We start from the raw sequence: 25,816 nt of genomic DNA on the forward strand, positions 1-25,816 counted from the left end.
TTTGTCGCAGCCCATAAAATCTATTTGTATTCTGCGTTTATCTGCTATTGGCGATGTCTGCAATGCAGTGTCTGTAGTGCAGTCTATTCAGCGTCAGCACCCGCAGGCGCAGATCACCTGGATTATCGGCAAAATCGAAGCCCGTTTGCTGGAGGGTTTGCCCGGTGTACGTTTTGTCGTGTTTGATAAAAAGCTGGGCAAAGCAGCCTACAGCCAGTTAAAGCAGGATTTAAAACACGACTATTTTGATGTGCTGCTGCATATGCAGGTAGCCTTTCGCGCGAATGTCGCCTCTTTGTGTATCAAGGCGCGCAAAAAAATTGGTTTCGACTGGCATACCGCCAAAGAGTTACATGCGCTTTTTATGCGTCACCGTATAGCACCTGCGCCACGCAGCCATGTGCTGGATGGCTTTCGCCAGTTTGCCAAAGCTATTGGGGTTACAGAACAACAGCTTGGTAAAACACCTACATGGCAACTGCCCATCCCTGAAGCAGACGAGTTATGGGCTAAACAGCAGTTAGCAGCCAGCGGTAATTCCAGAGTATTAGTCATTAGCCCCGCAGCGTCAAAAGCAGAACGTAACTGGTTACCAGAACGTTATGCAGCCTTGGCCGATTATGCGCATACCAAAGGCTTTGCAGTGATTTTATCTGGTGGCCCGACAGAGCTGGAACGCAGTTTAAGTCAGGCTATTTTGGCATCGGCACAGCATCCAATCACAGACCTGACCGGCAAAACCAATTTAAAACAGCTGCTGGCTTTATTGAAACACGCAAGTTTAGTCTTAGCACCAGATACAGGCCCTACTCATATGGCTGTGGCTGTTGGCACTCCGGTCATTGGTTTATATGGCCACAGCAATCCGGACCGCACCGGGCCTTATTTATTCCGTCAGTATGTGGTCGAGGCCTATCACCAATCTTTGCTGGAGCAGCAGGGCAAAACTGCAGCAGAATTAAAATGGGGCACCCGCGTCAAAGGCAGCGATATTATGCAAAAAATAGCTGTAGAGGCCGTGACCGCCATGTTCGATAAAGTAGTGGCCGAACAGAAATTATGAGCCAGCCGCTAACCCCAAAACCTAAAGCTGCCTTTTTAGACCGTGATGGTGTCATTAATGTCGATCATGGTTACGTCAGCAGCCCGGAGCAATTCGAGTTTATTGACGGTGTATTTGATGCTTGCCGCCATTTACAGCAACAAGGTTATTTGCTGATAGTAGTGACTAACCAATCTGGTATTGGCCGGGGTTATTACAACGAGCAGCAATTCCATCTGTTAACTGACTGGATGAAAGCTCAGTTTAAGTCGCATGGCGTGACTCTGACCGATGTATTTTTTTGCCCTCATCATCCGCTTAAGGCCAATCCACCTTATCAAATCGACTGCGATTGCCGTAAACCAGCCCCAGGCATGTTATTGCAGGCCATCAACAAGTATCAGCTAGACCCAAGCCAAAGCCTGATGTTAGGCGATAAAAAAGCTGATATGCAGGCAGCAAAAGCTGCTGGTGTTGGCCGTAAGGTGCTGGTGTTATCAGGCCAGAGCCTGACAGAAGAAGATAAGGCCAGCGCAGATGAAATCTGGCCTTCGGTGAAAACTGCCCTGACAGCAGTGTAAATATACTAACCTGAGCGCTAACTTACAGCGCGGCCAATACCACTTCAGCTTTGCTTACTTCAAAGGTTTTTGGTGCTTCAACATTGAGCAGCGTAACTACGCCGTTTTCAACGATCATGGCATAGCGTTGTGAGCGTACACCGCCAAAATCACCGGTTTCCATGGTCAGGCCAATCGCTTTATGAAAGGCAGCACCACCGTCGGCCAAAAATACAATTTCTTCGGCATTCTGGCTCTTGGCCCAGGCACTCATAACAAAAGCATCATTTACTGCGGTGCAAACAATAGTATCAACGCCTTTGGCTTTGATCTGGTCGGCCAACGTAATATAACCCGGTAAGTGTGCAGCTGAGCAGGTAGGTGTAAAAGCACCAGGCACAGCAAACAATACCACTTTTTTGTTAGCAAAAATCTGGCTGGTGGTGGGGTTCATTACACCCTCTTTGGTCAGTTGCGAAAAACTCACCTCAGGTAACTTGTCGCCGGTTTTGATCATGGTATTTCCCCTGTTTAATTAATCTGCTGTCAAAAGTATCACTAAATTGCTGCATTAATATACACATCAAAGCGGTTATTCTTGCCGGTTACCGACATTGTCGGTGTTGTAGCGGCTAAAAAGTCGGCATAACCCGGCCGTTTTACCACCACGCGCTTTTGTGCCAGCTTAAGTGCCGGTGCCAGTAAGGCATCAGCATCAATATCACTGCCCACTACATCATGAAAAGCGCGCATTTCTTTTTTTACCAGCGCCGTTTTATCCCGCGGCGGAAACATAGGGTCCAGATACACCACATCAACAGCGCCATGCTGCTGCAGTGCTTCCAGCGCGCTGCTGTGCAGCAGTTGCATACGCTCGCCCAGCCAGTTAAGTTCAGTTATCGTCGCTGCCCGGCGCAAACCGTCAAACAGTAAAGCCGCCACTGCCGGGTTACGCTCAACCAGGGTTACCTTAGCACCCAGGCTGGCTAGTACAAAAGCATCACGGCCCAGGCCCGCAGTGGCATCTAATACGGTGAGATCGCGCTTTTTGTTCAGCCCGCAAGCTTTGGCAATTGCCTCACCTTTGCCACCGCCATGCAAGCGCCGGTAACTGGCAGCACCGCTGGCAAAGTCGACCTGTATATCGCCTTGTTTGGGTAGTTCACTGTGGCGCAATACCAACGCATTATCCTGCCAGGCCAGATGCCAGCCAACGGCCTCTGTGGCTAAGGTTAAACCAAACTGCTGACAGAGGCTGGCAGCATAGTCTGCATTAAGCTCAGGGCTGTGTAATAAATTCAGCGACATTATTGCTGCATACCAACAATATTTTCGCCAACGCTTAAAGCAATAATCTGGCTGATATGTGTCAGGCTGCGGCCCGACTGCTTATGCCACAGATTAAACTGCTGCTGGATCTGATTTAAACTGCGTTTGCTGCTAAGGCCGCCGTCAAATATGTTGGTTGCCCGCAGGTAAGCTTCTACATCACCACTTAAGATAAAGGTATCTTTACCAATGGCCCGCAGCGCATAAGGCCCGGTATTACCACCGAGGCGGGCGCCGTGCTGTTTAAGGTAGGCCCATAAACCGATAATATCGGCTGTTGGCCAGTCGGCAATAAAACGGCCGAAGCTACCATGTTTACGGGCAATATCATCAATCATCAGCGCATTATGGCGAATGGTAAACACTTTAGCGGCATTGCGGATAATACGTTCATCGCGGGCTTTAGCTTCAAGCATTTCATCGCTCATCAGCAGCATTTTTTCGATATTAAAATCAAAAAACACTTCACAAAAGCCAGGCCATTTTTGTCGCACCACGCGCCAGACAAAACCCGACTGAAACACTTTTTTGGTTAGCTCGCCCAGTAATAAGTTGTCTGGTATGGCGGCAATATCATCACTGCTGGCACTTTGCCCCAGCAATGCTTCAAGTGCTGCAGCGCCGCCTTTACGCTCGCAGGCGCGCTGATAGATACGGTCAAAGGGTTCTGCGGTCGTCAAAATTGTACTCATCTTCAGTGAAAAAATAAGGCAACACGGTAACGGTTGCCTTTATGCTTATCATTGTAACCGTTACTGCAGGTTAATAGGCTGCGGTTTCACCGCCCTCTTTTAACGTACACACACCATTTTGCAGCACTACGGCAGGTTTAGGCACTACGGCACAATCAGACATCAGGCCAAGCCGCTCGTTCTCTGCTTTGGCAGCAGAATTATACTTGCCTATCAGAGCCATAATTTCAGTTTCATTGCCGCCTTTGGTAGACACCGCTATGTAGCTGGCCGGGCCGCCGCATGGTTTGCTGCCAAACCCGACTACCCGACATTGCTCAACGTTATCTGCTTTTGCATCGCCAACCAGCGCCATAATTTCAGCCCGCATGGCGCTGAGGTTTACTTCATCAGCCATTTGTTGCTTCCTCGCTTTTACCGCACTTACCGGATCTTTGCTTGGGTCTATCGGCTCTATCAATGGTTTAGGTGGCAACCGCTCTGCAGTGGTATCACTGCCTGCCTGGCCCTGCTGACACGCTGCCAGCGTTAAAGCCGTCATGATTACTATCAATACCTTAGTGCGCATATTTATTCCTCCGCGTTCGGCTTCAGCTTGGCAGAGCTGGTCTGAATTCGCAATGAATTGTTAAGTTTAAATTAACCACGCCGGCATTAACCGGCGATACCCATATGACGCAACAAAGCTTCGTTCGATGGCTCGCGGCCACGGAAACCTTTAAATAACTCCATTGGCTCGGCACTGCCGCCGCGCTCTAAAATCCAGCGCAAAAAGTCACGGCCGGTGTCGGCATTAAAAATGCCCTCTTCCTCAAAACGGCCAAAGGCATCAGCTGATAACACTTCGGCCCACAGGTAGCTGTAATAACCGGCGCCATAACCGCCGGCAAAAATATGGCTGAAACCATGCTGAAACCGGTTAAAACGTGGCGGCACAATAACCGACACTTCATTACGCACTTCGTCCAGCATCTGCTGTACACGGCCGCCCTGCGCCGGATCGTACTCGGCGTGTAAACGAAAATCGAATAAGGCAAATTCAAGCTGGCGCACCAGAAACATCGCCGACTGGAAGTTTTTCGCCGCCAGCATTTTATCCAGTAAATCGTGCGGTAATGGCTCGCCGCTTTCATAATGGCCGGAAATAATCGCCAGCGCTTCACTTTGCCAGCACCAGTTTTCCAGAAATTGGCTGGGCAGCTCTACCGCATCCCAGGCCACACCGTTAATACCGGCGACCGCGGCAGCATCCACTTTGGTGAGCATATGGTGAATGCCATGGCCAAATTCGTGGAATAACGTAACCACTTCATCATGGGTAAACAGTGCCGGCTTGCCGCCCACCGGTTTATTAAAGTTACAGGTTAAATAAGCCACCGGCGTTTGCACGCTGCCATCGGGCAAAATACGCCGCCCCTGACAGTCGTCCATCCAGGCACCGCCGCGCTTTTTCGCCCGGGCGTATAAATCCAGATAAAAACTGCCACGCAAGGTGCCGGTGGCATCAATAATGTCGTAAAACTTAACGTCCGGGTGCCATACATCAACGCCATCGCGCTGCTTTACTTCTACACCAAACAACTTGTTCAGTACGGTAAATAAACCGGCTACTACTTTGTGCTCAGGGAAATACGGCCGCAATTGTTCATCAGAAATAGCGTATTTGGCCTGTTTTAGCTTTTCGGCATAGTAAGTAATGTCCCAGGCCGCCAGTTCTTTCACAGCGTATTCGCTTTGGGCAAAAGCCCTTAACTCCGCTAAATCCTGCTGCGCCTGAGGTTTGGCGCGGCGGGCTAAATCCTGCAGAAAATCCAGCACATGTGCCGGGCTTTGCGCCATTTTTGTTGCCAGTGACTCTTCCGCAGCGTTGTTAAAATCCAGCAATTGCGCCAGCTCATGCTTTAGTGCCAGCGTTTCTTCAATAATGGCGCTGTTATCAAACTGGCCCGCAGTCGGGCCCTGATCAGACGCACGGGTGCAATAGGCGCTGTACAGCTCTTCACGCAGCTCACGTTTGTCTGCGTAGGTCATTACGGCAATGTAACTGGGAAACTCCAGCGTAAACACCCAGCCGGTCAACTCACGGCTTTGTGCTTCTTCGGCAGCGGCCAGTTTGGCATCGTCGGGCAAGCCCACCAAATCTGCTGCATCGGTGATGTGCTTAAACCAGGCCTGGGTAGCGTCCAGCGTGTTATTGGAAAATTGCGAACTTAAATCTGATAAACGGCTTTGAATTTCGCCGTAGCGCTGCTTTTTCCCGGCTGATAAGCCAATGCCCGACAGCTTAAAATCACGCAGGGCATTTTGAATCACTTTTTGTTGCGCCGCCGTTAAGCCAGCATACTGCTGGCTTTGCGCCAGTTGCTGGTACTTCTGGTACAGGCCTTCATGCTGGCCAACCCAGGTGCTGTATTCAGACAGCAACGGCAGACAGCTTTCATACGCTTCGCGCAGCTCGGGGGTATTCACTACCGAATTCATATGCGACACAGGTGACCATAACTTACCTAAGCGCTCGCTGTCCTGATCCAGCTGTTCTATCAGTGTTTGCCAGCTAACGTCCGGCAGTGCCACTGCAGCTTCTACCGCAGCCCGTGCCTGTGCAATAGCCTGTTCAACCGCAGGCTTAACCTGCTCTGGCGTAATGTGGGAAAACGGCGGTAAATCCGGGAACGACAACAAAATATTTTGGGTAGCAGACATAGCAAACCTTAAGCAAAGTAACAAACATTAGCCATAATGTTGGGGCAAACACGGCCATTGTCAATGCTAAAACGGCCCTATTGGCAGTAACTAATGCCGTTGGCTATACTGTGCAAAATTTGTTAATCAAAGGAATGAAACTGAAATGAAAATACTGCAAAAAACCGCTGTCAGCTGCCTGTTACTTAGCTGCCTGAACCTGTCGGCCAGTGCCAGTGAAATAGACGAAGCCATAACAGCTGCCACCAAACATTATAAAGCCGGAGAGTTGTCGCAGGCCATAGCGCAACTGGATTATGCCAGCACGTTAATTCGCCAGGAAAAAGGCGAACAGGTAAAACTGGCCTTCCCAGCCGCACCCAGCGGCTGGCAGGCGCAGGATGCCAGTGCTGAAGTGGCTGGCGCAGCGATGTTTGGCGGCGGCATCAGTGCCTCGCGCAATTACTACAACGACAGTGACAGCATTGATATTGAACTGATGATGGATTCTCCGATGTTACAGGCCTTTGCCATGATGCTGAGTAACCCGTCGATGATTGCCATGTCTGGCGGCAAACTGACCAAAATTCAGGGCCTGCAGGCCGTGCAACGTTTAGAGGGCAATAGCCTGGAAATTCAGTTTGTTACCCAGGGCGGCGCCATGATTACCGTGCGCGGCAATAATGACAACCAAAGCACTATGTTAGCGCTGGCCAACAGCATTGATTTAAAAAAGCTGTAGCCTCGGTCTTACGCCCTGTAGCCGGAACTGCCTGGCAACAGGGCTTGTAAAACACTGTCAGAACCCCTATAACCGCAGTAATGTCTACTTTGCGGAATTGTCTGATGTCTCGTCATTTTAACTATTTGTCCATTGGTGGCGGCAGCGGTGGTATTGCCAGCGCCAACCGTGCGGCTATTCGTGGCGCAACTGCTGCAGTGATTGAAGCAAAAGCCGTCGGCGGCACCTGCGTTAATGTCGGTTGCGTACCAAAAAAAGTGATGTGGTACAGCGCGCACATTGCCGAAGCACTAAAGTACAGCCCGGCCTATGGCTTTGACATTACACAAAACAGCTTTAACTGGGCCACGCTGGTAAAAAACCGCGAAGCTTATATCCAGCGCATTCATGGCAGCTATCACAAAGGCTTTGAGAATAATGGCGTAACCTATATTGAAGGTTTTGCCCGCTTTATTGACGAGCGCACCGTTGAAGTTAACGGCGAGCGTATTACTGCCGATCATATTACTATCGCCACCGGCGGCCGCCCGGTACTGCCTGATATTCCAGGCGCAGAGCACGGCATAGATTCAGACGGCTTTTTTGCCTTAACAGAGCAGCCGAAAAAAGCGCTGGTAATAGGTGCCGGTTATATCGCGGTAGAAGTTGCCGGTGTGCTGCATGCACTTGGCACAGACACACATTTGTTAATACGTGGCGATAAGCCACTGCGCAGTTTCGACTCTGACATTACCGATATGCTGCTTGAGCGTATGACACAGGATAAGCTCAAACTGCATAAACAAACCAACGTGATTAAAATAGAGAAAATCAGCGACGGCAACTTAACGGTGCATTGCGATAACGGCGTTGAGTTTACCGAAGTAGACTGCGTAATTTGGGCCATCGGCCGTGAACCTGTCAGTGACAAACTTAACCTGGCTGCCGCCGGGGTACAAACAGATAAAGATGGCTTTATCAGCACCGATAAATACCAGAATACTAATGTAAAAGGCATTTACGCCGTAGGCGATATTACCGGCGAAGCACAGTTAACCCCGGTAGCCGTTAAAGCCGGCCGCCTGTTAGCAGAGCGTTTATTTAATAAAAACATGCCCGATGCGCATATGGATTACGCGCTGATCCCAACCGTAGTGTTCAGCCACCCGCCCATTGGCACCATTGGGCTAACCGAAGCAGAAGCCATTGAAAAGTATGGTGCGGCCAATGTAAAAGTGTACCGCTCTGGCTTTGCTGCTATGTATAACGCCATAACCGAGCATCGCGCCCTTAGCCGCTTTAAGCTGGTATGCACAGGCAAAGACGAAAAAGTGGTCGGCCTGCACGGTATTGGCGAAGGTATGGATGAAGTGCTGCAAGGCTTTGCTGTAGCAATAAAAATGGGCGCCACCAAGGCTGATTTTGACGCCACTGTGGCACTGCACCCTACCAGTGCGGAAGAATTTGTTACGCTACGCTAACTGAGCACAACTGCAATGGCAGTAACAGCACAACATCCGCCACTGCCATTAGTGTTGGCAGGGCCATTGCTGCGGGCAGTCACACCGAACAGCGTAAGTTTCTGGTTGGCCACCAGCACCCCCGTGCAACTGCAATTATCTCTTAGCCCGAATGGCGAGGCAAGCCGCCACTACAACAACACGCAAATGCAGCAGTATTGCCAGAGTATTCGCTGCGCCGGCAAGCTGTTTTTGCAGCTGATACATATTCCCCTGCAACAGACACTACCAACTGGTTGCTGGATTGGCTACGACTTACGCCTGGCCGCGACAGATGGCAGTATTGAACCTGCCTGGCAAGGCTGGCAGCAATGGGCTCCGGATCTGGTATATCCGGGCAGCGATAGTCCGGGTTTTGTTATACAACCCAAACTAACCCGCCTGCTGCATGGCTCGTGCCGTAAACCGCACTATGATACTGACGATGGTTTGCTGGCAGCTGATTTATACCTGCAGCAGCACGCGCCTGAGCAGTGGCCGGCGCTCTTGTTACTCAGCGGCGATCAAATTTATGCCGATGATGTGGCAGCCCCCATGCTGCGTGCCATTCATCAGCTTATTACCCGGCTGGATTTTACCGACGAAAGCCTGCCATGCTCAGCGGTAAGCCAATCAGCAAAGTTGCATACAGACAGCCCTTATTATTACCGGCGCGATACCTTACTACCAAAAACAGATGGCAGTAAGGCTGTTTTGACACAGGTATTTAAAGGCGCGAAAAAGCCGGTATTTACCTCAGACAACGCCCGCAACCACCTTATCAGCCTGGCTGAAATGCTGGGTATGTACCTGCTGGTTTGGTCTCCTGCCGGCTGGCAGGCTAACGCTACTGAACTAACTGCAGAGCTGGAAGCCACACTTAGTGCAGAACAGCAGCAAACTTATAGCAAACATCAGCATATTATCGGGCAATTTGCTGCAGGCCTTGGCAAGGTGCGCCGTTTGTTGGCTCACCTGCCCAGCGCAATGATCTTTGATGATCATGATGTAACCGACGACTGGAACCTGACTGCTAAATGGGAGCAAACGGCTTATGGCCATGACTTCTCCCGCCGGATTATTGGCAATGCACTAATCAGTTATTTATTATGTCAGGGCTGGGGCAATACACCAAAACGTTTTGATAGTGCGCTGCTACATCAAACCGAGCTGGCGTTTGGCAATAGCGGCTCTGCGCAACACCAGCAACTTATTACCGACTTATTGTGCTTTAATCAGTGGCATTATCAGTGGCCAACAGAACCGCCGCTGCTGGTGTTAGATACCCGCACCCGGCGCTGGCGCTCTGAGGTTGCCATGGATAACCCCTCCGGCCTGCTTGATTGGGAGGCGATTACCGAATTACAGCAGGATTTAATCGGCCATGACGCTGTGGTACTGGTATCACCTGCGCCGGTATTTGGTGTTAAGCTGATCGAAGGTATTCAAAAACTGTTCACCTTCTTTGGCAAACCCTTGTTGGTAGACGCCGAGAACTGGATGGCGCACCGCGGCACTGCTTATGCGCTGATGAACTTATTCCGCCACCCGAAAACCCCAAAACACTTTGTTATTTTATCCGGCGACGTGCACTACTCTTTTGTTTACGAAGTAAACCTGCGTGGCCGCCAGCGCGGGCCGGATATCTGGCAAATTACCAGTAGTGGCTTAAAAAACCAGTTCCCTGCACGCCTGCTGGATGTATTAGACCGGCTTAACCGCTGGCTTTACTCGCCGCGCTCACCACTGAACTGGTTTACCAAACGGCGGCGGATGAAAATTGTGCCGCACAAACCCGACAACGCCAAAGCCGGCGAACGCTTGCTGAATCAATCCGGCATAGGTTTGGTTGAACTAAACAGCGACGGTTCACCAAAGCGGGTTATACAATTAACCGCCAAAGGAGAGGCTATTACTTTTAATATCAGCGAAGATGAAGCCCGCTGGGAGTAAAGCCGCAGTTTAGCTGTTCCCGTTAAACGACGACGTTATCGTCAGCACGAAACAGTAAGCGAAACTGCAACCCCGGCTGCATTTTATGGGCTGATAACGCCCAGCCATGAGCCCGGGCAATTTCGCGGCAAATGGTCAGGCCAAGCCCGGCTCCAGTATCGCGCTTGTGCGCGCCGCGCCAGAAGCGGTCGAACAACTTTAGTAATTGAGCGTCTTCAATACCCGGGCCGTGGTCGCGCACGGTGATATTGTCAGAGAACACATCTACCGACACAGCACTGCCTTCAGGCGCATGTTGTATGGCATTTTCCAGCAGGTTTTTTAACAGGGTAAATAATCCGCCCTTATCAGCCTGTAACAAAATGCCGGTAGCATGCAGTTCCAGATTAAGCTTAACCTTTGCAGTGTCTGCCATGCGTTGCAGGTAGGCAACGGCCTCTGCTACCTGTTGCGGCATATTGACCCGGATAAACTTGTAGTTCTGCCGTTCACTGGCCTCTGCCAGCAATAACAATTGCTGCACCTGACGCGACATATAACTGACATCATGCAATAACCAGTTACGCTGTTCTGTCTCTGGCATCAATTCAAGTTGGGCGCGGATTAATGCTAATGGGGTTTTTAGTTCATGCGCAGCGGTGGCCAGAAACTCCTGTTGTACACGATAACCATGCTCCAACCGCTCAAGTGCCTGATTAAAGCTGTTTACCAGGGGCGTAAGCTCGTTAGGCACGCCTTTAACCGGCAGACGAACATCCAGAGAATAAGGAGAAATAGTGGACGCAGACTGAGAGATATCTTTTAGCGGCCTTAGGGTATAGCGCAGAGTAATGTAAGCGAACAAACCGAAAGCAAGCAACGACACCACACTAAACAGCGTAACACCAGCACCCACCAGCGGCAGTGCAATATGGCGATGCATAAGCTCCATAAACCTTGTGCTGGCGGTAAGCTGCAAATACCAGATTTTACCATTGTGCATAATTGGCTCAGTTGCTCCATGCATAGTAAGCCCATTATGCTCAAAATCAAACCGGCCGCGCACCAGGCTGAGCAGTTCTTTGCTCTGTGGCCAGACTGACTCGCCGGTGCCTGATTGCAACACCACGTTACCGGCCTCGTCCAGTACCCGGTACGCCGTTTCACGCGAGATACTGTCAAACAACCATGTTACATCCTCTACTTTCGCAGCAAATCCAATCGGCGTACCTTCGTCATCGTACCTGATATCATCTGCGATCCCGGCAGCGGCATCTGCCAGGTCCATTCTGGCAAGCGTATTATCTTGCAACACCCAAACCGCAGCCAACACCAGCAATGTTACGCTCAGAATCATCCCGCCGAGATACGACAGTAATACCTGCAGTCGTAAACTATTGAAATGACGCATCGTCACGAAGCGCATAGCCTATACCTCTTATATTTACTATCCGCTGCTGCGAACCAATGGCCTGCAATTTGCGCCGTATCCGATGTAAGGCCACATCCAGTGCATTGGGTGTAACTGCCTCGCTAAAGCCCCAACCGGCGGCTTCCAACGCACTGTGGCGCACCGATTCATTACATCTACGCACCAGCAATAGCATAATTTGCATTTCGGCCTGCGCCAGTATCTCGCTTTTATCACCACAGCACATCAGGCTGTCGGCCGGGCGCAAAGTTAAATCACCACATTGCGGCGCCAGCGAGCGAACTTCCGCCGGCCGGCGCAGCAGCGCCCGCACCCGCGCCAGCATTTCTTCCATGGCAAAAGGCTTGGCCAAATAGTCATCAGCGCCTGCATCTAGCCCTTCAACCCGATCGTTTAGTGCGGTGCGTGCAGTTAGTACAAGACAGGGAATAGTATTGCCCGCCTCGCGCAAACGCCGCAGCAACGATAAGCCATCACCGTCCGGTACACCGCGGTCAATCACCAATGCCTGATAAGGCACTTGCTGTAAAGCAAGCCAGGCATGGTCAATACGGCTGAAAACGTCGGCGACAATACCAGCCTGTGCCAGCCCTTCGCATATCAGCCGGGCTAAACGCTCGTGATCTTCAAGTAACAGAATACGGTTCATCAGAAGCTGTAAATATAACCGAGCATCAGCCGGTTTTCTGTTGAGCTGTCTACCAGAGGGCTGTCTTTGATTTCTGACGCCAGGCTGGTAACGCTAACATCCAGAAACACAAAATGCTTTTGCTTAAACATATAGCCCCCACGTGCGCCTACCTCAATATTTACCGCAGACTCACCCTGATAATAAGCTCTGTCAGCCGTCACTTCATTGGCGCGCACACCATAGTAGTAATCGACATACTTTTTATCCAGTAAGCTCACCATCACCCGCGGGGTAAACATAAACTGTTGTTTAAAATGCCAGGTTCTCTCTACAGCAAAATTAAATGCACTGCCTTCGCTGTCGCCAGCCACCTCAGTAACATATTCGGCACTGATATCAGCCAGGCTGTTTTGCCATTCTGCTTTAAAGCCCGCCCAGAAACCACCATCGCGATCCTCCATACCATTAAGAATTGGCGCATCGTTTTGTTCGTAGTCGGTAAAATCATATTTGCCGATAATACTGAAATTAATTTTATTCGACTCGCTAAACTGATAACCCGGCAACTTAACTGCCAGCTCCGGCCCGGCCAGCCGGATATAACGGTTTTCGTAGCTCAGTATCGGTAATACCTTATTATCACGGTCAATATCAGTATAAGCCTTCTGGCTGGTGACGACTGCCAACCCCAGCCCCCAAGATGACTCAGATGAATCATCATCTACTTGCTGTGCCGTAACAGCCAAAGGTAAACCTGCTCCAAGCAGCATAAACGAAGCCGCAACAGTGCGGGTAATTGCCGTTTTCAAATAAGGCACAGTTGAGATCACTAAGCGCATAGATAACTTCCTTTCAGGTGATGTATAGGTGGCGTTGTATGTAAAAACAGCCTCCATCATCCACCGCCTGACTTACCTAAAACTTACCAAAACATTTTTTTGTTGTTTTTGCGTCAGTAAGTTTGCTGAAAGGCAACTTGCCGGACAGTAGCTGCTATACCCGGTAAAATAAGGAAGCAGAAAATGAAAAGGTCACACCAGGTTGTTTTAATTGCCACCGTGTTCGTAGTGGCAATTACTGCAGCCATTGTCATCGCTGCTGATGGCGCTGATACGCCAGCAAACACCCCCAGCATTGCACCCGCTAAACCCACACTGACAGTTAACCTAACTACACCGCAAGTTATGGTGTTGCCGCTGACAATATCAGCCAATGGCAATATCAGCGCCTGGCAGGAAGCCATTATCGGTAATGAAACCGAGGGTTTAAGGCTGGAACAGGTAAACGTGAACGTAGGTGATATCGTACAGCGCGGCCAGGTGCTGGCAACCTTCGCCAAAGATACGGTTAAGGCAGAACTGGCGCAAAGCCAGGCTGCAGTGGCAGAAGCCGAAGCGGTGCTGGCCGAAGCAGCCAGCGACGTAAAGCGTGCTACTGAATTGCAAGCCAGCGGGGCGCTGTCAGCACAGCAAATTCAGCAATACCGCACCACAGAAAAGACCGCCCAGGCCCGACTTAAATCGACACAAGCTGATTTGGACACCCAACAACTCCGCCTGAAACAAACTCAGGTGCTGGCACCGGACAACGGCATAATTTCTGCCAGAACCGCCACTGTCGGGGCAGTGTTGCCGGTAGGTCAGGAATTGTTCCGGCTGATCCGCGGCAACCGGCTGGAGTGGCGGGCAGAGGTGTCAGCACAAGATCTGGCAAAGCTGCAGCCGGGGCAAGTGGTGCAGGTTACGCCTGTCGGCGGTAACACTATTACAGGTTCACTGCGCATGGTGGCACCGGTAGTAGATACCCAAACCCGTAACGCTTTGGTTTATGTTGACCTGCCTGTTGATAACGCCACCCGGGCCGGCAGCTTTGCCCGCGGCCAGTTTGAGCTGGGTGCGACGAGGGTGCTAACACTGCCACAAAGCGCCGTGCAACTGCGCGACGGTTTTAGCTATGTGATGCGTGTGGGCACGGATGCCAGAGTGATACAAACCAAGGTAAGTACCGGGCGGCGCACTGCTGAGCTGGTAGAAATTACCAGCGGTATTACGCCTGCCGATCAGGTGGTTGCAGCAGGCGGTGCCTTCCTTGGTGATGGCGATTTGGTGCAGATTGCCTCCCGGCAACCCGACGCACAGCAGCCTGCAAAACCCAGCGCGACAACAGCGGCTTTAACCGCGCCATCAGACGACGTGATGTAAAGCCGGAGTATAAAATGAATTTGAATATCTCTACCTGGGCCATACGCAACCCTACGCCGGCTATCCTGCTGTTTATTTTGCTGACCTTTGCCGGAATTTTTAGTTTTCGCGCGATGAAAGTGCAGGATTTACCTGATCTGGATTTACCCACAGTTACGGTAACAGTCGAGCTGCCGGGGGCTTCACCGTCACAGCTTGAAACCGATGTAGTACGTAAAATCGAAAGCTCTCTGGCTACCGTGCAGGGCGTTAAACATATTTACAGTAATCTGACCGATGGTGAAGCCGGTATTTCGGTGGAGTTCCGGCTGGAGCGTTCAATACAGCAGGCCGTTGATGATGTGCGTGATGCGGTATCGCGCATCCGGGCCGATCTGCCGTCAGATTTGCGCGATCCGGTAATAAAAAAGCAAGAATTATCCGGCTCACCTATTCTGACTTACAGCCTGAGCTCAGCACAAATGGATAACGAAGCCTTATCCTGGTTTGTTGATAACGATATCAGCAAAACCCTGCTGGCGGTCAGAGGTGTCGGTGCTATCACCAGAGTGGGTGGCGTTAACCGGGAAATACGCGTTGATTTGGATTTTGCCAAACTGCTGGCATTTAATACTACGGCTGCCGATATTTCCCGCCAGTTACAACTGGTGCAGCAGGAAGCTGCCGGCGGCCGTGCCTATTTTGGCGGTATGGAACAATCGGTAAGAACCATTGCTACCGTGCAGTCGGCTGAAGAATTCGCTGCGATGGAAATTACGTTAACTGATGGCCGCCGGCTGCGGCTGGACCAGATAGCCACAGTGTCTGACACCTTAGCAGAGCAACGTTCTGCGGCCTTTCTTAACGGCGAGCCGGTGGTGGGCTTTGAGATAACACGCGCCATCGGTTACGGCGAACTTGAAGTTGCAGAAGGAGTGCGTGCCGCACTGCAGCAGCTACAAACACAGCGGCCGGATATTAGCGTAACAGAAGTATTTAACCTGATTGACCCGGTAGCCGAGAATTATGCCGGCTCCATGCAGCTACTGTATGAAGGTGCCTTGCTGGCAGTATTAGTGGTATTTCTGTTTTTACGCGACTGGCGGGCCACCTTTATTTCTGCACTGGCACTGCCTCTGTCTATCATTCCCACCTTTTGGCTGATCCATATGATGGGCTTTTCGCTCAATACCGTCACCTTATTATCGCTATCGCTGGTAATTGGCGTGCTGGTGGACGATGCTATCGTTGAAATAGAAAACATTGAGCGCCACTTGCTAATGGGCAAAACGCCGTTTAAGGCCGCTATGGAAGCTGCCGATGAAATTGGCCTGGCAGTGGTTGCCACTACCTTTACCCTGGTAGCAGTATTTCTACCCACCGCCTTTATGAGCGGTGTAATCGGCAAGTTCTTTGTGCAGTTTGGTTGGACAGCAGCTATAGCAGTGTTATTTTCCCTGCTGGTGGCCCGGCTACTTACGCCGATGATGGCTGCCTATCTGCTGCGCTCACCTGAGCAGAATAATAAACAGCAGATTAAACCGGAGCCGGGCTGGGTTCGCTACTACCTGCATCTGGTCACCTGGTGCTTACAACACAAAGGCACAACCCTGAGCGCTGCGGCGGTATTTTTTGCTGGTGGTATTATGCTGGCGATGGCACTGCCCGGGGCTTTTATGCCAGCAGATGACAATCAGCAAACTCAGGTTACGCTTACGCTGCAGCCCGGCACTAAGCTGCAGAATACCATTGCCCTGGCTGAACAGGCGCGCCAGATACTGCAGCAAAATGAGCATGTAAAACAAATTTACACCGCTATCGGCAGTGGCAGTTCCGGTGCATCAGATAACACTGGCAGCACAGCAGCCAGCGTGCGCTCTGCAGTGCTGACACTTAGCCTGACCCATCGCAGTGAGCGGGCTGGTTTACACAAGCAACAGATTGAACAGCAATTACGCGAAATGTTAAGCGCCCTGCCCGGCGCCAGAATTAAAGTGGGTATGGGCGGAAACGAAAATTATATGCTGGTGCTGGCCGGCGAAGATAGCCGCATACTGCAACAACATGCGCTGCAGGTAGAGCGCGAGCTTCGGGCTATCCCGGGCATTGGCGCTGTCACTTCCAGCGCCAGCCTGGTCCGGCCGGAGCTGATTGTTACCCCCGACTTTGCCCGCGCAGCCGACCTTGGTGTAACGTCATCGGCGATTGCCGATACACTGCGGGTTGCCACCGCCGGCGACTATGAGCAGAATTTACCCAAGCTTAACCTGAGTGAACGCCAGGTGCCGGTAGTGGTGCGTCTGAATGATATTGCCCGCGAAGACTTTGACACCTTTAAACGCTTACCGGTACCCGGCGCCCGCGGCCCGGTAGCACTTGAAAACGTCGCCAGCCTGGAAATAGGCAGCGGCCCGGCTGAAATCGCCCGCTTTGACCGGATGCGCAATATCAACTTTGAAATAGAGCTAAACAACCTGCCACTGGGTGTGGTTGAGCAGGCCGTATTGGCGCTGCCAAGCCTGCAAGCTCTGCCACCGGGCGTATCCCAAACTACACTGGGCGATGCAGAAATGATGGGCGAACTCGCCAGCGGTTTCGCCGTGGCCATGTTAACCGGCGTATTCTGTATTTATATGGTACTGGTACTGCTGCTAAAAGATGTTGTTCAACCGGTCACCATTCTTGCTGCACTGGTGCTATCGGTACCGGGGGCCTTTCTGGCGCTGTTTTTAACCAATGCCGCACTGTCGCTACCGGCGATGATTGGCTTAATCATGTTAATGGGCATCGCCACCAAAAACTCTATCCTGCTGATTGACTACATCATCATTGCCAGACGCGATCACCAGCTAAACCGCTGGGACGCCGTTATCGACGCTTGCCGCAAACGAGCGCGGCCAATAGTGATGACCACTATTGCCATGGGCGCCGGCATGATGCCGATCGCCTTAGGTATGGGTGGCGACCCCAGCTTTCGCGCACCGATGGCAATTGTCGTGATTGGTGGCCTTATCACCTCAACCTTCCTTAGCTTGCTAGTAATACCGGTGGTGTACAGCTGTGTCGATGATGTCGTGCAATGGCTAAAACCGCGTTTGCACCGTTTTTCACCGCTTAACCACTAAGCCCAGGTTGTTCACTAACAATGTTGCTGATATTTTTTAGTCTGTTTGAACATTTATTACTGAAATAAGCAGGTAAAGCGCCAGAAAGCGCTGCAAACATATGTTGCATTAGGTTAATATTCTGTCTTTACCAGCTAACATAAAAAGTGCTGTTTCAGCTGAGCTGAAAGCATAAAAACAAGTCTTCTACTTGTTTAAAAACAATATGTTAACTCTGCGTGATGAATTTAAAGGCTATATGCTTAAATACAGCCATATTGGTGATTGATGAAAACTGCTATGACAATAGGTGCGGTGCTGCCGCTTAAAGTAACCGGCAGCTACGGTGTCGACGATTTAAACCGGGCGCATATTTTATTTAGCTCACTGCAACGCTTTGCTGAGCCAGGCTTGTTCAGTGAATTTTATGTGGTGGTACCTGCTGCTGAAGTGGAACAAGTCAGTTCGGCCTTTGCCCGCTGGCAGTCGCTGGGTATTCAGGTGATATCTGAAGACACCCTGGTGCCGGAGCTGGCAAAGTATCCCAAAATGCGCGGTTGGCGTAAGCAGCAAATCGTTAAACTGGCGATAGCCGCAAAAATGCAGGCAAAATTTTATTTAACCTTTGATGCCGATGCTATTTGCCTGAAACCCTTAAGCGCAGAAAAACTTATTATTGATGGCAAAGCCTTGTTGCAATACGAACAGCGCGCCCAGCACCCCAAATGGTGGAAGGCGTCTGCCCGTATCTTAAAAATGAATGCCAACGTTGGCGATCCGCAACTGGGCATGACAGTAACACCGGCTATTTTGGCTACTGATATTGTTAAAAGCCTGATACAACAACTCACGCCAAAAACAACGCAACAAAGCTGGGTAGACTGGCTATGCCAGTTACATTTACCTAAACACCCGAAAAACTGGCTGCTGCACCGGTTTTTAATGCTGAAGTGGACTGAATATTCGCTGTACTACCTGTGCGCCCATAAGCTGGGATTACTGGATAAATACCATGTTACCGCCGGCACCGCCGAGCTGCCACAGCGATTGCTGGTGCATGAGTCTCACCCTTACGAGCAGTGGGATGTTGCGCGCAGTTTCAGCAACAACTGCCCGGGTTTATTTTGTGTTGTTGGCAGTAAAACCTTTTTACCCCCTGCAGAGGTATGGCAGAAGGTAAGGCCCTTCATTGCAACGCAGCAAAATACCGGGCCTTTATAACGGACCACAACGCCGGGCTAATACCCCGGCTATTGTTCAGCATAACTTAAGCTCAAAACGACAAAATAGCCCCATACCCTGGTGCTATAGCGGCGGGCAGATTTCAGCGTTAACACAGCCTTAGTTGTAATTAAGATAACAGCTTAATTACAAAGTCACACAATCTGCCACCAATCACCGCTTTATATTACCGCCAATAAATACAATGCGCAGCGGTGTAACTGATGATCCCGAAAATAATTCATTATGTCTGGGTAGGCAATGCGCCCAAGCCCGAACTGGTACTCAAATGTATTGCCAGCTGGAAAACTCACCTGCCCGACTATCAGATTGTAGAGTGGAATAACGACAGCGTGCATGCGCTGGACAATACCTATATGCAACAGGCTTTTGCGGCCGGTAAATGGGCTTTTGTTTCTGATTATCTGCGACTTTACGCTTTACAGCAGTACGGTGGCTTCTACTTTGATACTGATCTGGAAATTACTGCAGATCTTGATGCATTCCGCCAGCATGATTTTGTTACCGGTTTTGAACAGTTTAAAAAGCGTCTGGCTCCGGTAACGGCATTAATGGGCGCCACCGCCAACAATCCAGTGATCCGGCAACTGCTGCAACCTTATACCAGCAAGCAATTTATTAAGGCTGACGGCCAGTTTGATTTAACACCGAATACCGGGCTGATCAGTGATATTTTTGCCGCAAAGTTTGGCCTAGTTAAGCCCTACAACGCCAATCATATTAACAAACTGACAGACAACGCCTTTATCTACCCCAGCCATTACTTTTGCACGCCAGAGGCGGGCAAACCCGGTTATGCCATTCATCACTTTAATGGCTCATGGTTTGAAGAGTACAGCCGTAAACTACTGTTTAGTATCAAAGAATATAAATTTATCCGCTTAAAGCGCAACAAAATACGCTCGGCATTACTACCATTACAAAGCGGTGAAACTAAAATATGGCAGTTAGGCTTAAATGCCAGATACAGCCTGTTAGTTGTGCATAGCAGCCATAGTTAGATAACTTAATCAACACTACGCTGTTACCCGTGGTATCACTGATGCCACGGGTAAATGTAACGGCCCACTCCCCGCCTTGTCGCGCTAACAGATTCACCTGCTGTATCTTTGTTTCGGTTGTTACAACACCTTTGCCCAATGTTGACTAAGCTGATTGCAGCTGTAACCGCAAACAGGATTAGAAAATGGCGTTTATCAATGAGTTGTTGAACGGCGATTTTATGCCGCATGGCCATTGTTTGTTATGGCGTACCGATTTATTGCTGCTACATGTGGGTGGCGATACGCTGACATTTATCGCCTACATGCTGATCCCGATAGCCTTGATAAGGCTGGTCAGGGCAAGGGATGACCTGCGCTTTGACTGGATGTTTCTGCTATTTGCCGGTTTTATTTTTTTCTGCGGCGCCACCCATATTCTCGGCATTATCAATGTCTGGCATGGCTATTACTATATTCACGGCATTATAAAGTCGATGACCGGCATTATCTCCATTCTGACGGCAATATTACTCTGGTACTTGCTGCCGCAGGCGATAAGCTTGCCCGGCAAACGAGCTATGGAGGCTAAAATTGTCGAACTGATGCGGGCTGAACATGAGCTGGCAGCATCAAACCAGCGGCTGGAAGCTGAGGTAAAAAAACGTACTGCACAGCTGGAAAAAATGGCCACCACTGATGAACTGACAGAGCTGTTAAACCGGCGCGAAATTATGCGCCTGCTTGAGCTGGAGATTGCCCGCGCTGATCGCCAGGGTACTGCGCTGAGTATTATGATGCTGGATTTGGACCACTTTAAGGCGATAAACGACAGTTATGGCCATCAGGCCGGCGATCGCGCATTAAAAAATGCCGCAGAAAACTTTAAACAACAGCTGAGGAAGACCGACTTTATTGGCCGTATTGGCGGCGAAGAGTTTCTGGTTCTTTTGCCCGACACCGGTATCAGCAGTGCTTGCGTGCTTGCCAACCGCATTCGTCAGGCTTTGGAACAGCAAACCACCGACAACTCTGCAATACCAAGCTGCACCGCCAGCATAGGGGTGACGCAATATATCGCCCCTGACGATCTGCACAGTTTAATTCAGCGCGCCGATGAGACCCTGTATCAGGCAAAATCCAATGGCCGTAACTGTGTGTATCAGTCACCAGCCTAACGCTGCCACAGCCGTAGTTGCATACTGCGCTGCAAAGCAGGGTTATAGTTTGCCCGGCTGCAGCTTAATCCGCAGTAAATAACGGCTGGCGGTGATATACAGCCAGCTGTTGTCATGGCTTAACGCCACATTGGCCGCGGCTACGCCGGTTTGTATTGTGCCAAGGTGTTCACCCTGGGGTGATAGCAGCCAAACGCCACCCGGCCCGGTGGCCAGCAAAACGCCTGATGGCAGCACTTTTAAGCCATCGGGCAGGCCGCTGGCAGCTTTAGTGGCTGCTGTGGCATCAAAAAACAACTCACCGTTAGCCAAACTGCCGTCGGCGTTAACAGCATAACGCCACCACTGCGCGGCCGCCGGGTCAGAATTGGCAACATACAGCCATTGCTCATCCGGTGAAAACGCCAGGCCATTTGGTCGCGTTAAATTGTCAGTCAATAGTGTGATCTTGCCATCTGCGGCCAGCCGGTATACGCCATTTACGCTTTGCTGTTTTTGTGCTGAATCATCACCGCCTTTTAAGCCATAAGGCGGATCTGTAAAGTAATAGGCACCGCTGCTATGCTGCACCAGATCATTCGGGCTGTTGAGCAGTTTGCCCTGATAATGACTCACCAATGTCTGATAACGCGGTAATTTACCGGAGGCGTCCTGCAACACCGCCAGGCGCCGGTCACCGTGCTGCGCCAGCACCAGCTTATTGTCAGCGTTAAACATCAGGCCGTTGGCACCTTCCTGCAGATTATTCTCCGGGTACAGGCCACTATAGCCAGAAGGCTGCAGATATACCGCTAAACCGCGTGCTTCACTCCAGCGGAAAACTTTATTCTCCGGTACATCGGAGAACAGAATATCGCCGGTATCAGGCTCGGCTACCGGCCCTTCTGCCCAGCGAAACCCTGTGGCCAGCTGCTCCAGCGTTGCATCTGCAGCTATTAGCTGTTGCATCTGAGGTTTAAGTGTTAATACCGGCTGTGCCGGCCAGGGCGGGTTGGCAGCCAGTGCCGGGGCAATAAGTAAACACAGTGCAAAAGCTGAAAAACGCATAAAAATTCCGCTAAGTCAGGTCAAGTACTTACAGGCTAGCATTAGTACCCGTTTGAAGAAATGCTCAATTTTGCTGTTTTGCTTATGTTTATTAACACAATAAGGCTTGTTCTTCCGGTCGCAGCGTTAACACCTCTACCCCGCTTTCGGTTACCGCAATGGTATGCTCCCACTGTGCCGACAACTTTTTATCGCGGGTTACTACTGTCCAGCCATCTTTTTTGGTTTTAACTTTAGCACTGCCCTGGTTCAGCATCGGCTCTATGGTAAACACCATACCGGGCTTTAACAGCATACCAGTGCCGGCGGCACCATAATGCAGTACCTGTGGCTCTTCGTGCATTTCACGGCCAATGCCGTGGCCGCAATATTCGCGTACCACACTGTAGCCCTTGCTGCGGGCAAACTGTTCAACGGCAAAGCCGATATCGCCTAAACGGGCGCCGGGTTTTACCGCCTTAATGCCAAGCCATAGCGCGCTGTAACAGTCGTCTATTAACTGGCGCGCCAGAAAACTCAGCTCGCCAATGCCATACATCTTGCTGGAATCAGCAATAAATCCATGTTTTTCCAGCGTAATATCGACATTAACAATATCACCGTCTTTCAGCACCTGCGTAGCGGATGGCACGCCATGACATACCACGTCGTTAACCGACGTATTCAGTACATAAGCAAAACCATACTGGCCTTTGCTGGCCGGGCGCGCCTGTAATTCATCAACAATATAGCGCTCTGCCAAATCATTGATCTGCAAAGTAGACATGCCCGCTACGATGTTTTTATCCAGCATGGCAAATACCTGCGTCAGTAAGCGGCCGGCTTCACGCTGCAGCGCCAGCTCGGCGGCAGTTTTAAGCTGAACGGCGCTCATCGCTGCCTCCCGCCAATTTAAACTCTGCCTGCTGTAGCAGCATTTGCACCAACTGCTGATAATTATGTGTTGGGTGCAGTTCAGCCAGCATACCCATTTTCAACCAGAATTCGGCCTGCGCATTAATTGAGCGTGACATAGCGCCGCTGGCTTTACGAATTTCTTCATGCAGTTCATCTGCAATTTTAACAATACCCAAGGTGATACTCCGCTATTGGGTTAGAATATACGAAGTATATATAAAACATATATACCGGTAAAGTCAGGCGTGTAATTTCGGTTGCGCTAGTTTTCAATTGTACTAATTTTAAGTTGCACTGCGGCGGTTATTTTCGCAAAGTAAACACCTATGTTAATAAGCGCGAGATCAATATACCAATGGCTGCAAAACTGCGTACCCTGCTGGTAGGTTACGGTTATGCCGGTAAAACCTTTCACGCGCCGCTGCTGCGCTCAACTACAGGCCTTGAGCTGACGCATGTCGCGTCATCGCAGGCAGCACAGGTTAAGCAACAGCTGGGCTTTGATGTCACGGTATTGGCCGATTACACCGCCGCTGTGCAACTGGCGGATATTGATCTGGTGGTCATTGCCAGCCCGAACGACAGCCACGCCCCGCTGGCTGAACTGGCCCTGCGCGCCGGTAAGCATGTAGTGGTAGATAAACCCTTTGCCCTCACCTTTAAAGAAGCCACAGCGTTAACCGCACTGGCGACAGAACAAAAACTGCTGCTGTCGGTATTTCATAACCGCCGCTTTGATGCTGATTTTCTCAGCCTGCAGCAACTGCTAAACAGCGCTCAGCTGGGCCAGGTAGCACATTTAGAGTCACGCTTTGACCGCTTCCGGCCACAGGTACGCCAGCGCTGGCGTGAACAGGCCGGGCCTGGCGCCGGTTTATGGTTCGATTTAGGCCCGCACCTGCTGGACCAAAGCCTGGTGTTATTTGGTCTGCCACACAGCATTACGGCCAGCTTAAAAACGCTACGGCCAGATGCCACAGCCACCGACTGGTTCTCGGTGCTGCTGGATTATGGCAATTTTAGTGTAACCCTTGGCGCCTCTATGCTGGCCGCCGCACCTTCGCCACGTTTTACCTTGCAGGCTCAACTGGGTAACTGGCAAAAATTTGGCCTGGATATACAGGAAGATCAGCTAAAGCAAGGCTTAACACCCGCAGATACCGGCTGGGGCATCGAAACGCAACCCGGCTTGCTGTATCAGGCAGATCACGTCACCCCCTACAGCACAGCAGTAGGCTGTTATCAGCATTATTACGCAGCCATTGTTGCTGCCATAAACGGCCAGGGCCCAAACCCGGTAACTCCACAACAAGCCTGTAACGTAATGTGGCTACTTGAACTGGCTGTACAATCGGCGGCTGCGGGTAAAACTTTGCCGGTTACCACTGCTTACTGAATAGCGGATACCGATTCAACTACCCGCTGTGCGCCACGTTCAATATCGTCAATTATCGCCGATAGCTGTTTAATTTTATCGCCGTTTTGCTTACTTAAACCATCGATAGAATTAATGGCCTGCAGTACATTTTGCGTAACTTCAAGGTTTCTGCTGACAACACTGGAGATATCGCTGGTGGCCTGGCTGGTTCTGGATGCCAGTTGTCTTACCTCATCGGCTACCACGGCAAAACCGCGGCCGGCTTCGCCAGCTCTGGCGGCTTCAATCGCTGCATTTAATGCCAGAAGGTTAGTTTGCTCTGCCACGCTGCGGATAATGCTTACCATATTGGCAATTTCTTTTGCCTGCTCGTTCAGGCTTTGGATCACGCTGTCGGTTTGCAGCACAGTGGCAGAAATTTCTGTTGCCAGCGCGCTAGATGAGGCAATATGCAATTTGCCCTGCTCTGCCACATTAAAGGTTTCTGTCGCGGTTTCATGGGCTATGCGGGCAGCTTCGCGGGTGCGCATGGCCTGCATAACCCGGTTGGTGATCAACGTAGCAAACTTAATCACCTTATGCACTTTACCCTGCGCATCCAATACCGGGTTGTAGGTTGCCTCCAGCCATACTTCATTACCGCGGGCATCAACCCGCTTAAACTTACCGGAACTGACTTTACCCTGCGCCAGCTTACTCCAGAAGTCGGGGTTTTCACGGTAGAAACTGTCGTCACAAAACATACGATGATGTTTATGCTGAATTTGTTCCAGCGTATAACCCATAGACTGCAGAAAATTTTTATTAGCATTAACAATGTGGCCATCTGGCGTAAACTCAATTACCGCCATAGCCTGATCTATCGAGGCATAAATCGCTTTTTGCTCGTCAGCTTCCTGTGTTTGCCGGGTTACATCGTAAGCTATTTTCATTACCGAGCGCACTTTGCCATTGTCGTCCCGCACCGGAAAATAGGTGGCCTCCAGCCATATTTTTTTGCCACCGTTGGTTTTACGCGAAAAGGTACCATGTTTAGCCTCGCCACGGCCTAAAAACTGCCAAAATGCTCTGTACTCGCCACTGTTGGCATAAGCACTTTCACAGAACATCGAATGATGCTGCCCTTTGATCTGCTCAAGCGAATAACCCACGGCACTAAGAAACAACGGGTTGGCATCTTGAATAATGCCGTCGGCGCTAAATTCGACCAGAGCAACACTATTGCGTACTGCAGCGATTACTGCGGTTTTATATGCCAAATCCGTTTGTGCCGACAACAACTGAGCTTTT

The 25,816-nt window shown here is 50.6% G+C and carries 23 protein-coding genes; 11 read left to right on the top strand and 12 right to left on the bottom strand.

Translation table 11 applies throughout. The features are described 5' to 3' along the window. The first annotated feature begins 1 nt into the window (after nucleotide 1). Both AR688_RS11300 and gmhB read left to right on the top strand, forming a co-directional pair. Nucleotides 2–1,063, top strand: a complete 1,062-nt coding sequence (locus AR688_RS11300) for a glycosyltransferase family 9 protein (RefSeq protein ID WP_068233472.1) — start codon at nucleotides 2–4, stop codon at nucleotides 1,061–1,063. Continuing rightward, complete coding sequence (gene gmhB, locus AR688_RS11305) at nucleotides 1,060–1,623, top strand: D-glycero-beta-D-manno-heptose 1,7-bisphosphate 7-phosphatase (protein ID WP_068233476.1); 564 nt, start codon at nucleotides 1,060–1,062, stop codon at nucleotides 1,621–1,623. The genes AR688_RS11300 and gmhB overlap by 4 nt, the downstream gene beginning before the upstream one ends. Before the next feature lie 22 nt (nucleotides 1,624–1,645). Here gmhB and AR688_RS11310 read toward each other — a convergent pair whose 3' ends face one another. The 5 genes from AR688_RS11310 to prlC form a co-directional block, all read right to left on the bottom strand. Continuing rightward, nucleotides 1,646–2,119, bottom strand: a complete 474-nt coding sequence (locus AR688_RS11310) for a peroxiredoxin (protein ID WP_068233478.1) — start codon at nucleotides 2,117–2,119, stop codon at nucleotides 1,646–1,648. Between the two features lie 41 nt (nucleotides 2,120–2,160). After that, nucleotides 2,161–2,910 carry a class I SAM-dependent methyltransferase gene (locus AR688_RS11315; RefSeq protein ID WP_068233481.1) on the bottom strand — a complete coding sequence of 250 codons (750 nt, stop codon included), beginning with the start codon at nucleotides 2,908–2,910 and terminating at the stop codon, nucleotides 2,161–2,163. Continuing rightward, a complete protein-coding gene (locus AR688_RS11320) occupies nucleotides 2,910–3,611 on the bottom strand; it encodes a DNA-3-methyladenine glycosylase I (protein WP_156420282.1) in 702 nt (233 codons plus the stop codon). The genes AR688_RS11315 and AR688_RS11320 overlap by 1 nt, the downstream gene beginning before the upstream one ends. 82 nt (nucleotides 3,612–3,693) lie before the next feature. Then, nucleotides 3,694–4,191: a hypothetical protein gene (locus AR688_RS11325; protein ID WP_068233484.1), complete on the bottom strand. Its 498-nt coding sequence runs from the start codon at nucleotides 4,189–4,191 to the stop codon at nucleotides 3,694–3,696. 86 nt (nucleotides 4,192–4,277) lie between these two features. Further along, on the bottom strand, nucleotides 4,278–6,326 hold the full coding sequence (gene prlC / locus AR688_RS11330) for an oligopeptidase A (RefSeq protein WP_068233486.1): 2,049 nt from the start codon (nucleotides 6,324–6,326) through the stop codon (nucleotides 4,278–4,280). A 145-nt stretch (nucleotides 6,327–6,471) separates the two neighbouring features. On the opposite strand from prlC, the gene AR688_RS11335 reads away from it, so the two are divergent. From AR688_RS11335 to AR688_RS11345, 3 genes are all read left to right on the top strand, one after another. Further along, entirely contained in the window at nucleotides 6,472–7,047 is a 576-nt protein-coding gene (locus AR688_RS11335; RefSeq protein ID WP_068233488.1) for a hypothetical protein, read from the top strand. A 104-nt stretch (nucleotides 7,048–7,151) separates the two neighbouring features. Continuing rightward, entirely contained in the window at nucleotides 7,152–8,507 is a 1,356-nt protein-coding gene (gorA, locus tag AR688_RS11340; RefSeq protein WP_068233489.1) for a glutathione-disulfide reductase, read from the top strand. Nucleotides 8,508–8,522: 15 nt separating this feature from the next. Beyond that, the gene (locus AR688_RS11345) at nucleotides 8,523–10,478 is read left to right on the top strand and encodes an alkaline phosphatase D family protein (RefSeq protein ID WP_068233490.1); all 1,956 of its coding nucleotides are present in this window, start codon (nucleotides 8,523–8,525) and stop codon (nucleotides 10,476–10,478) included. A 22-nt stretch (nucleotides 10,479–10,500) separates the two neighbouring features. Here AR688_RS11345 and AR688_RS11350 read toward each other — a convergent pair whose 3' ends face one another. From AR688_RS11350 to AR688_RS11360, 3 genes are read right to left on the bottom strand one after another with little or no spacing between them, the layout of a single operon-like run. After that, entirely contained in the window at nucleotides 10,501–11,883 is a 1,383-nt protein-coding gene (locus AR688_RS11350; protein WP_068233492.1) for a sensor histidine kinase, read from the bottom strand. Continuing rightward, nucleotides 11,852–12,538: a response regulator transcription factor gene (locus tag AR688_RS11355; RefSeq protein WP_068233496.1), complete on the bottom strand. Its 687-nt coding sequence runs from the start codon at nucleotides 12,536–12,538 to the stop codon at nucleotides 11,852–11,854. Before AR688_RS11355 ends, AR688_RS11350 begins: the two co-directional genes overlap by 32 nt. Further along, nucleotides 12,538–13,359: a MipA/OmpV family protein gene (locus AR688_RS11360; protein ID WP_068233499.1), complete on the bottom strand. Its 822-nt coding sequence runs from the start codon at nucleotides 13,357–13,359 to the stop codon at nucleotides 12,538–12,540. Before AR688_RS11360 ends, AR688_RS11355 begins: the two co-directional genes overlap by 1 nt. Nucleotides 13,360–13,542: 183 nt before the next feature. Between AR688_RS11360 and AR688_RS11365 the strand changes: the two genes are divergently transcribed. The 5 genes from AR688_RS11365 to AR688_RS11385 all read left to right on the top strand — a co-directional run bounded on the left by AR688_RS11365 (nucleotide 13,543) and on the right by AR688_RS11385 (nucleotide 21,204). Next, nucleotides 13,543–14,721, top strand: a complete 1,179-nt coding sequence (locus AR688_RS11365) for an efflux RND transporter periplasmic adaptor subunit (RefSeq protein ID WP_068233501.1) — start codon at nucleotides 13,543–13,545, stop codon at nucleotides 14,719–14,721. Nucleotides 14,722–14,735: 14 nt separating this feature from the next. Then, a complete protein-coding gene (locus AR688_RS11370) occupies nucleotides 14,736–17,825 on the top strand; it encodes an efflux RND transporter permease subunit (RefSeq protein ID WP_068233502.1) in 3,090 nt (1,029 codons plus the stop codon). Between the two features lie 279 nt (nucleotides 17,826–18,104). Next, nucleotides 18,105–19,025: a DUF6492 family protein gene (locus AR688_RS11375; RefSeq protein WP_068234145.1), complete on the top strand. Its 921-nt coding sequence runs from the start codon at nucleotides 18,105–18,107 to the stop codon at nucleotides 19,023–19,025. A 224-nt stretch (nucleotides 19,026–19,249) separates the two neighbouring features. Beyond that, complete coding sequence (locus tag AR688_RS11380) at nucleotides 19,250–20,047, top strand: glycosyltransferase family 32 protein (protein ID WP_068233503.1); 798 nt, start codon at nucleotides 19,250–19,252, stop codon at nucleotides 20,045–20,047. Between the two features lie 185 nt (nucleotides 20,048–20,232). Beyond that, nucleotides 20,233–21,204 carry a GGDEF domain-containing protein gene (locus tag AR688_RS11385; RefSeq protein ID WP_068233504.1) on the top strand — a complete coding sequence of 324 codons (972 nt, stop codon included), beginning with the start codon at nucleotides 20,233–20,235 and terminating at the stop codon, nucleotides 21,202–21,204. Nucleotides 21,205–21,246: 42 nt separating this feature from the next. Here AR688_RS11385 and AR688_RS11390 read toward each other — a convergent pair whose 3' ends face one another. The 3 genes from AR688_RS11390 to AR688_RS11400 all read right to left on the bottom strand — a co-directional run bounded on the left by AR688_RS11390 (nucleotide 21,247) and on the right by AR688_RS11400 (nucleotide 23,324). Then, entirely contained in the window at nucleotides 21,247–22,251 is a 1,005-nt protein-coding gene (locus AR688_RS11390; protein ID WP_068233505.1) for an SMP-30/gluconolactonase/LRE family protein, read from the bottom strand. Nucleotides 22,252–22,342: 91 nt separating this feature from the next. Continuing rightward, the gene (gene map, locus AR688_RS11395) at nucleotides 22,343–23,125 is read right to left on the bottom strand and encodes a type I methionyl aminopeptidase (RefSeq protein WP_068233506.1); all 783 of its coding nucleotides are present in this window, start codon (nucleotides 23,123–23,125) and stop codon (nucleotides 22,343–22,345) included. Further along, the gene (locus AR688_RS11400) at nucleotides 23,106–23,324 is read right to left on the bottom strand and encodes a ParD-like family protein (protein ID WP_068233510.1); all 219 of its coding nucleotides are present in this window, start codon (nucleotides 23,322–23,324) and stop codon (nucleotides 23,106–23,108) included. Before AR688_RS11400 ends, map begins: the two co-directional genes overlap by 20 nt. Before the next feature lie 179 nt (nucleotides 23,325–23,503). On the opposite strand from AR688_RS11400, the gene AR688_RS11405 reads away from it, so the two are divergent. Continuing rightward, nucleotides 23,504–24,544: an oxidoreductase gene (locus tag AR688_RS11405; RefSeq protein WP_068233512.1), complete on the top strand. Its 1,041-nt coding sequence runs from the start codon at nucleotides 23,504–23,506 to the stop codon at nucleotides 24,542–24,544. On the opposite strand, the gene AR688_RS20640 is transcribed toward AR688_RS11405, so the two are convergent. After that, complete coding sequence (locus AR688_RS20640; protein WP_442966004.1) at nucleotides 24,538–25,806, bottom strand: methyl-accepting chemotaxis protein; 1,269 nt, start codon at nucleotides 25,804–25,806, stop codon at nucleotides 24,538–24,540. The two genes, AR688_RS11405 and AR688_RS20640, sit on opposite strands and share 7 nt — an antisense overlap. Between the last annotated feature and the right edge of the window lie 10 nt (nucleotides 25,807–25,816).

Source organism: Rheinheimera sp. EpRS3 (assembly GCF_001513785.1).
Taxonomy (GTDB): domain Bacteria; phylum Pseudomonadota; class Gammaproteobacteria; order Enterobacterales; family Alteromonadaceae; genus Alishewanella.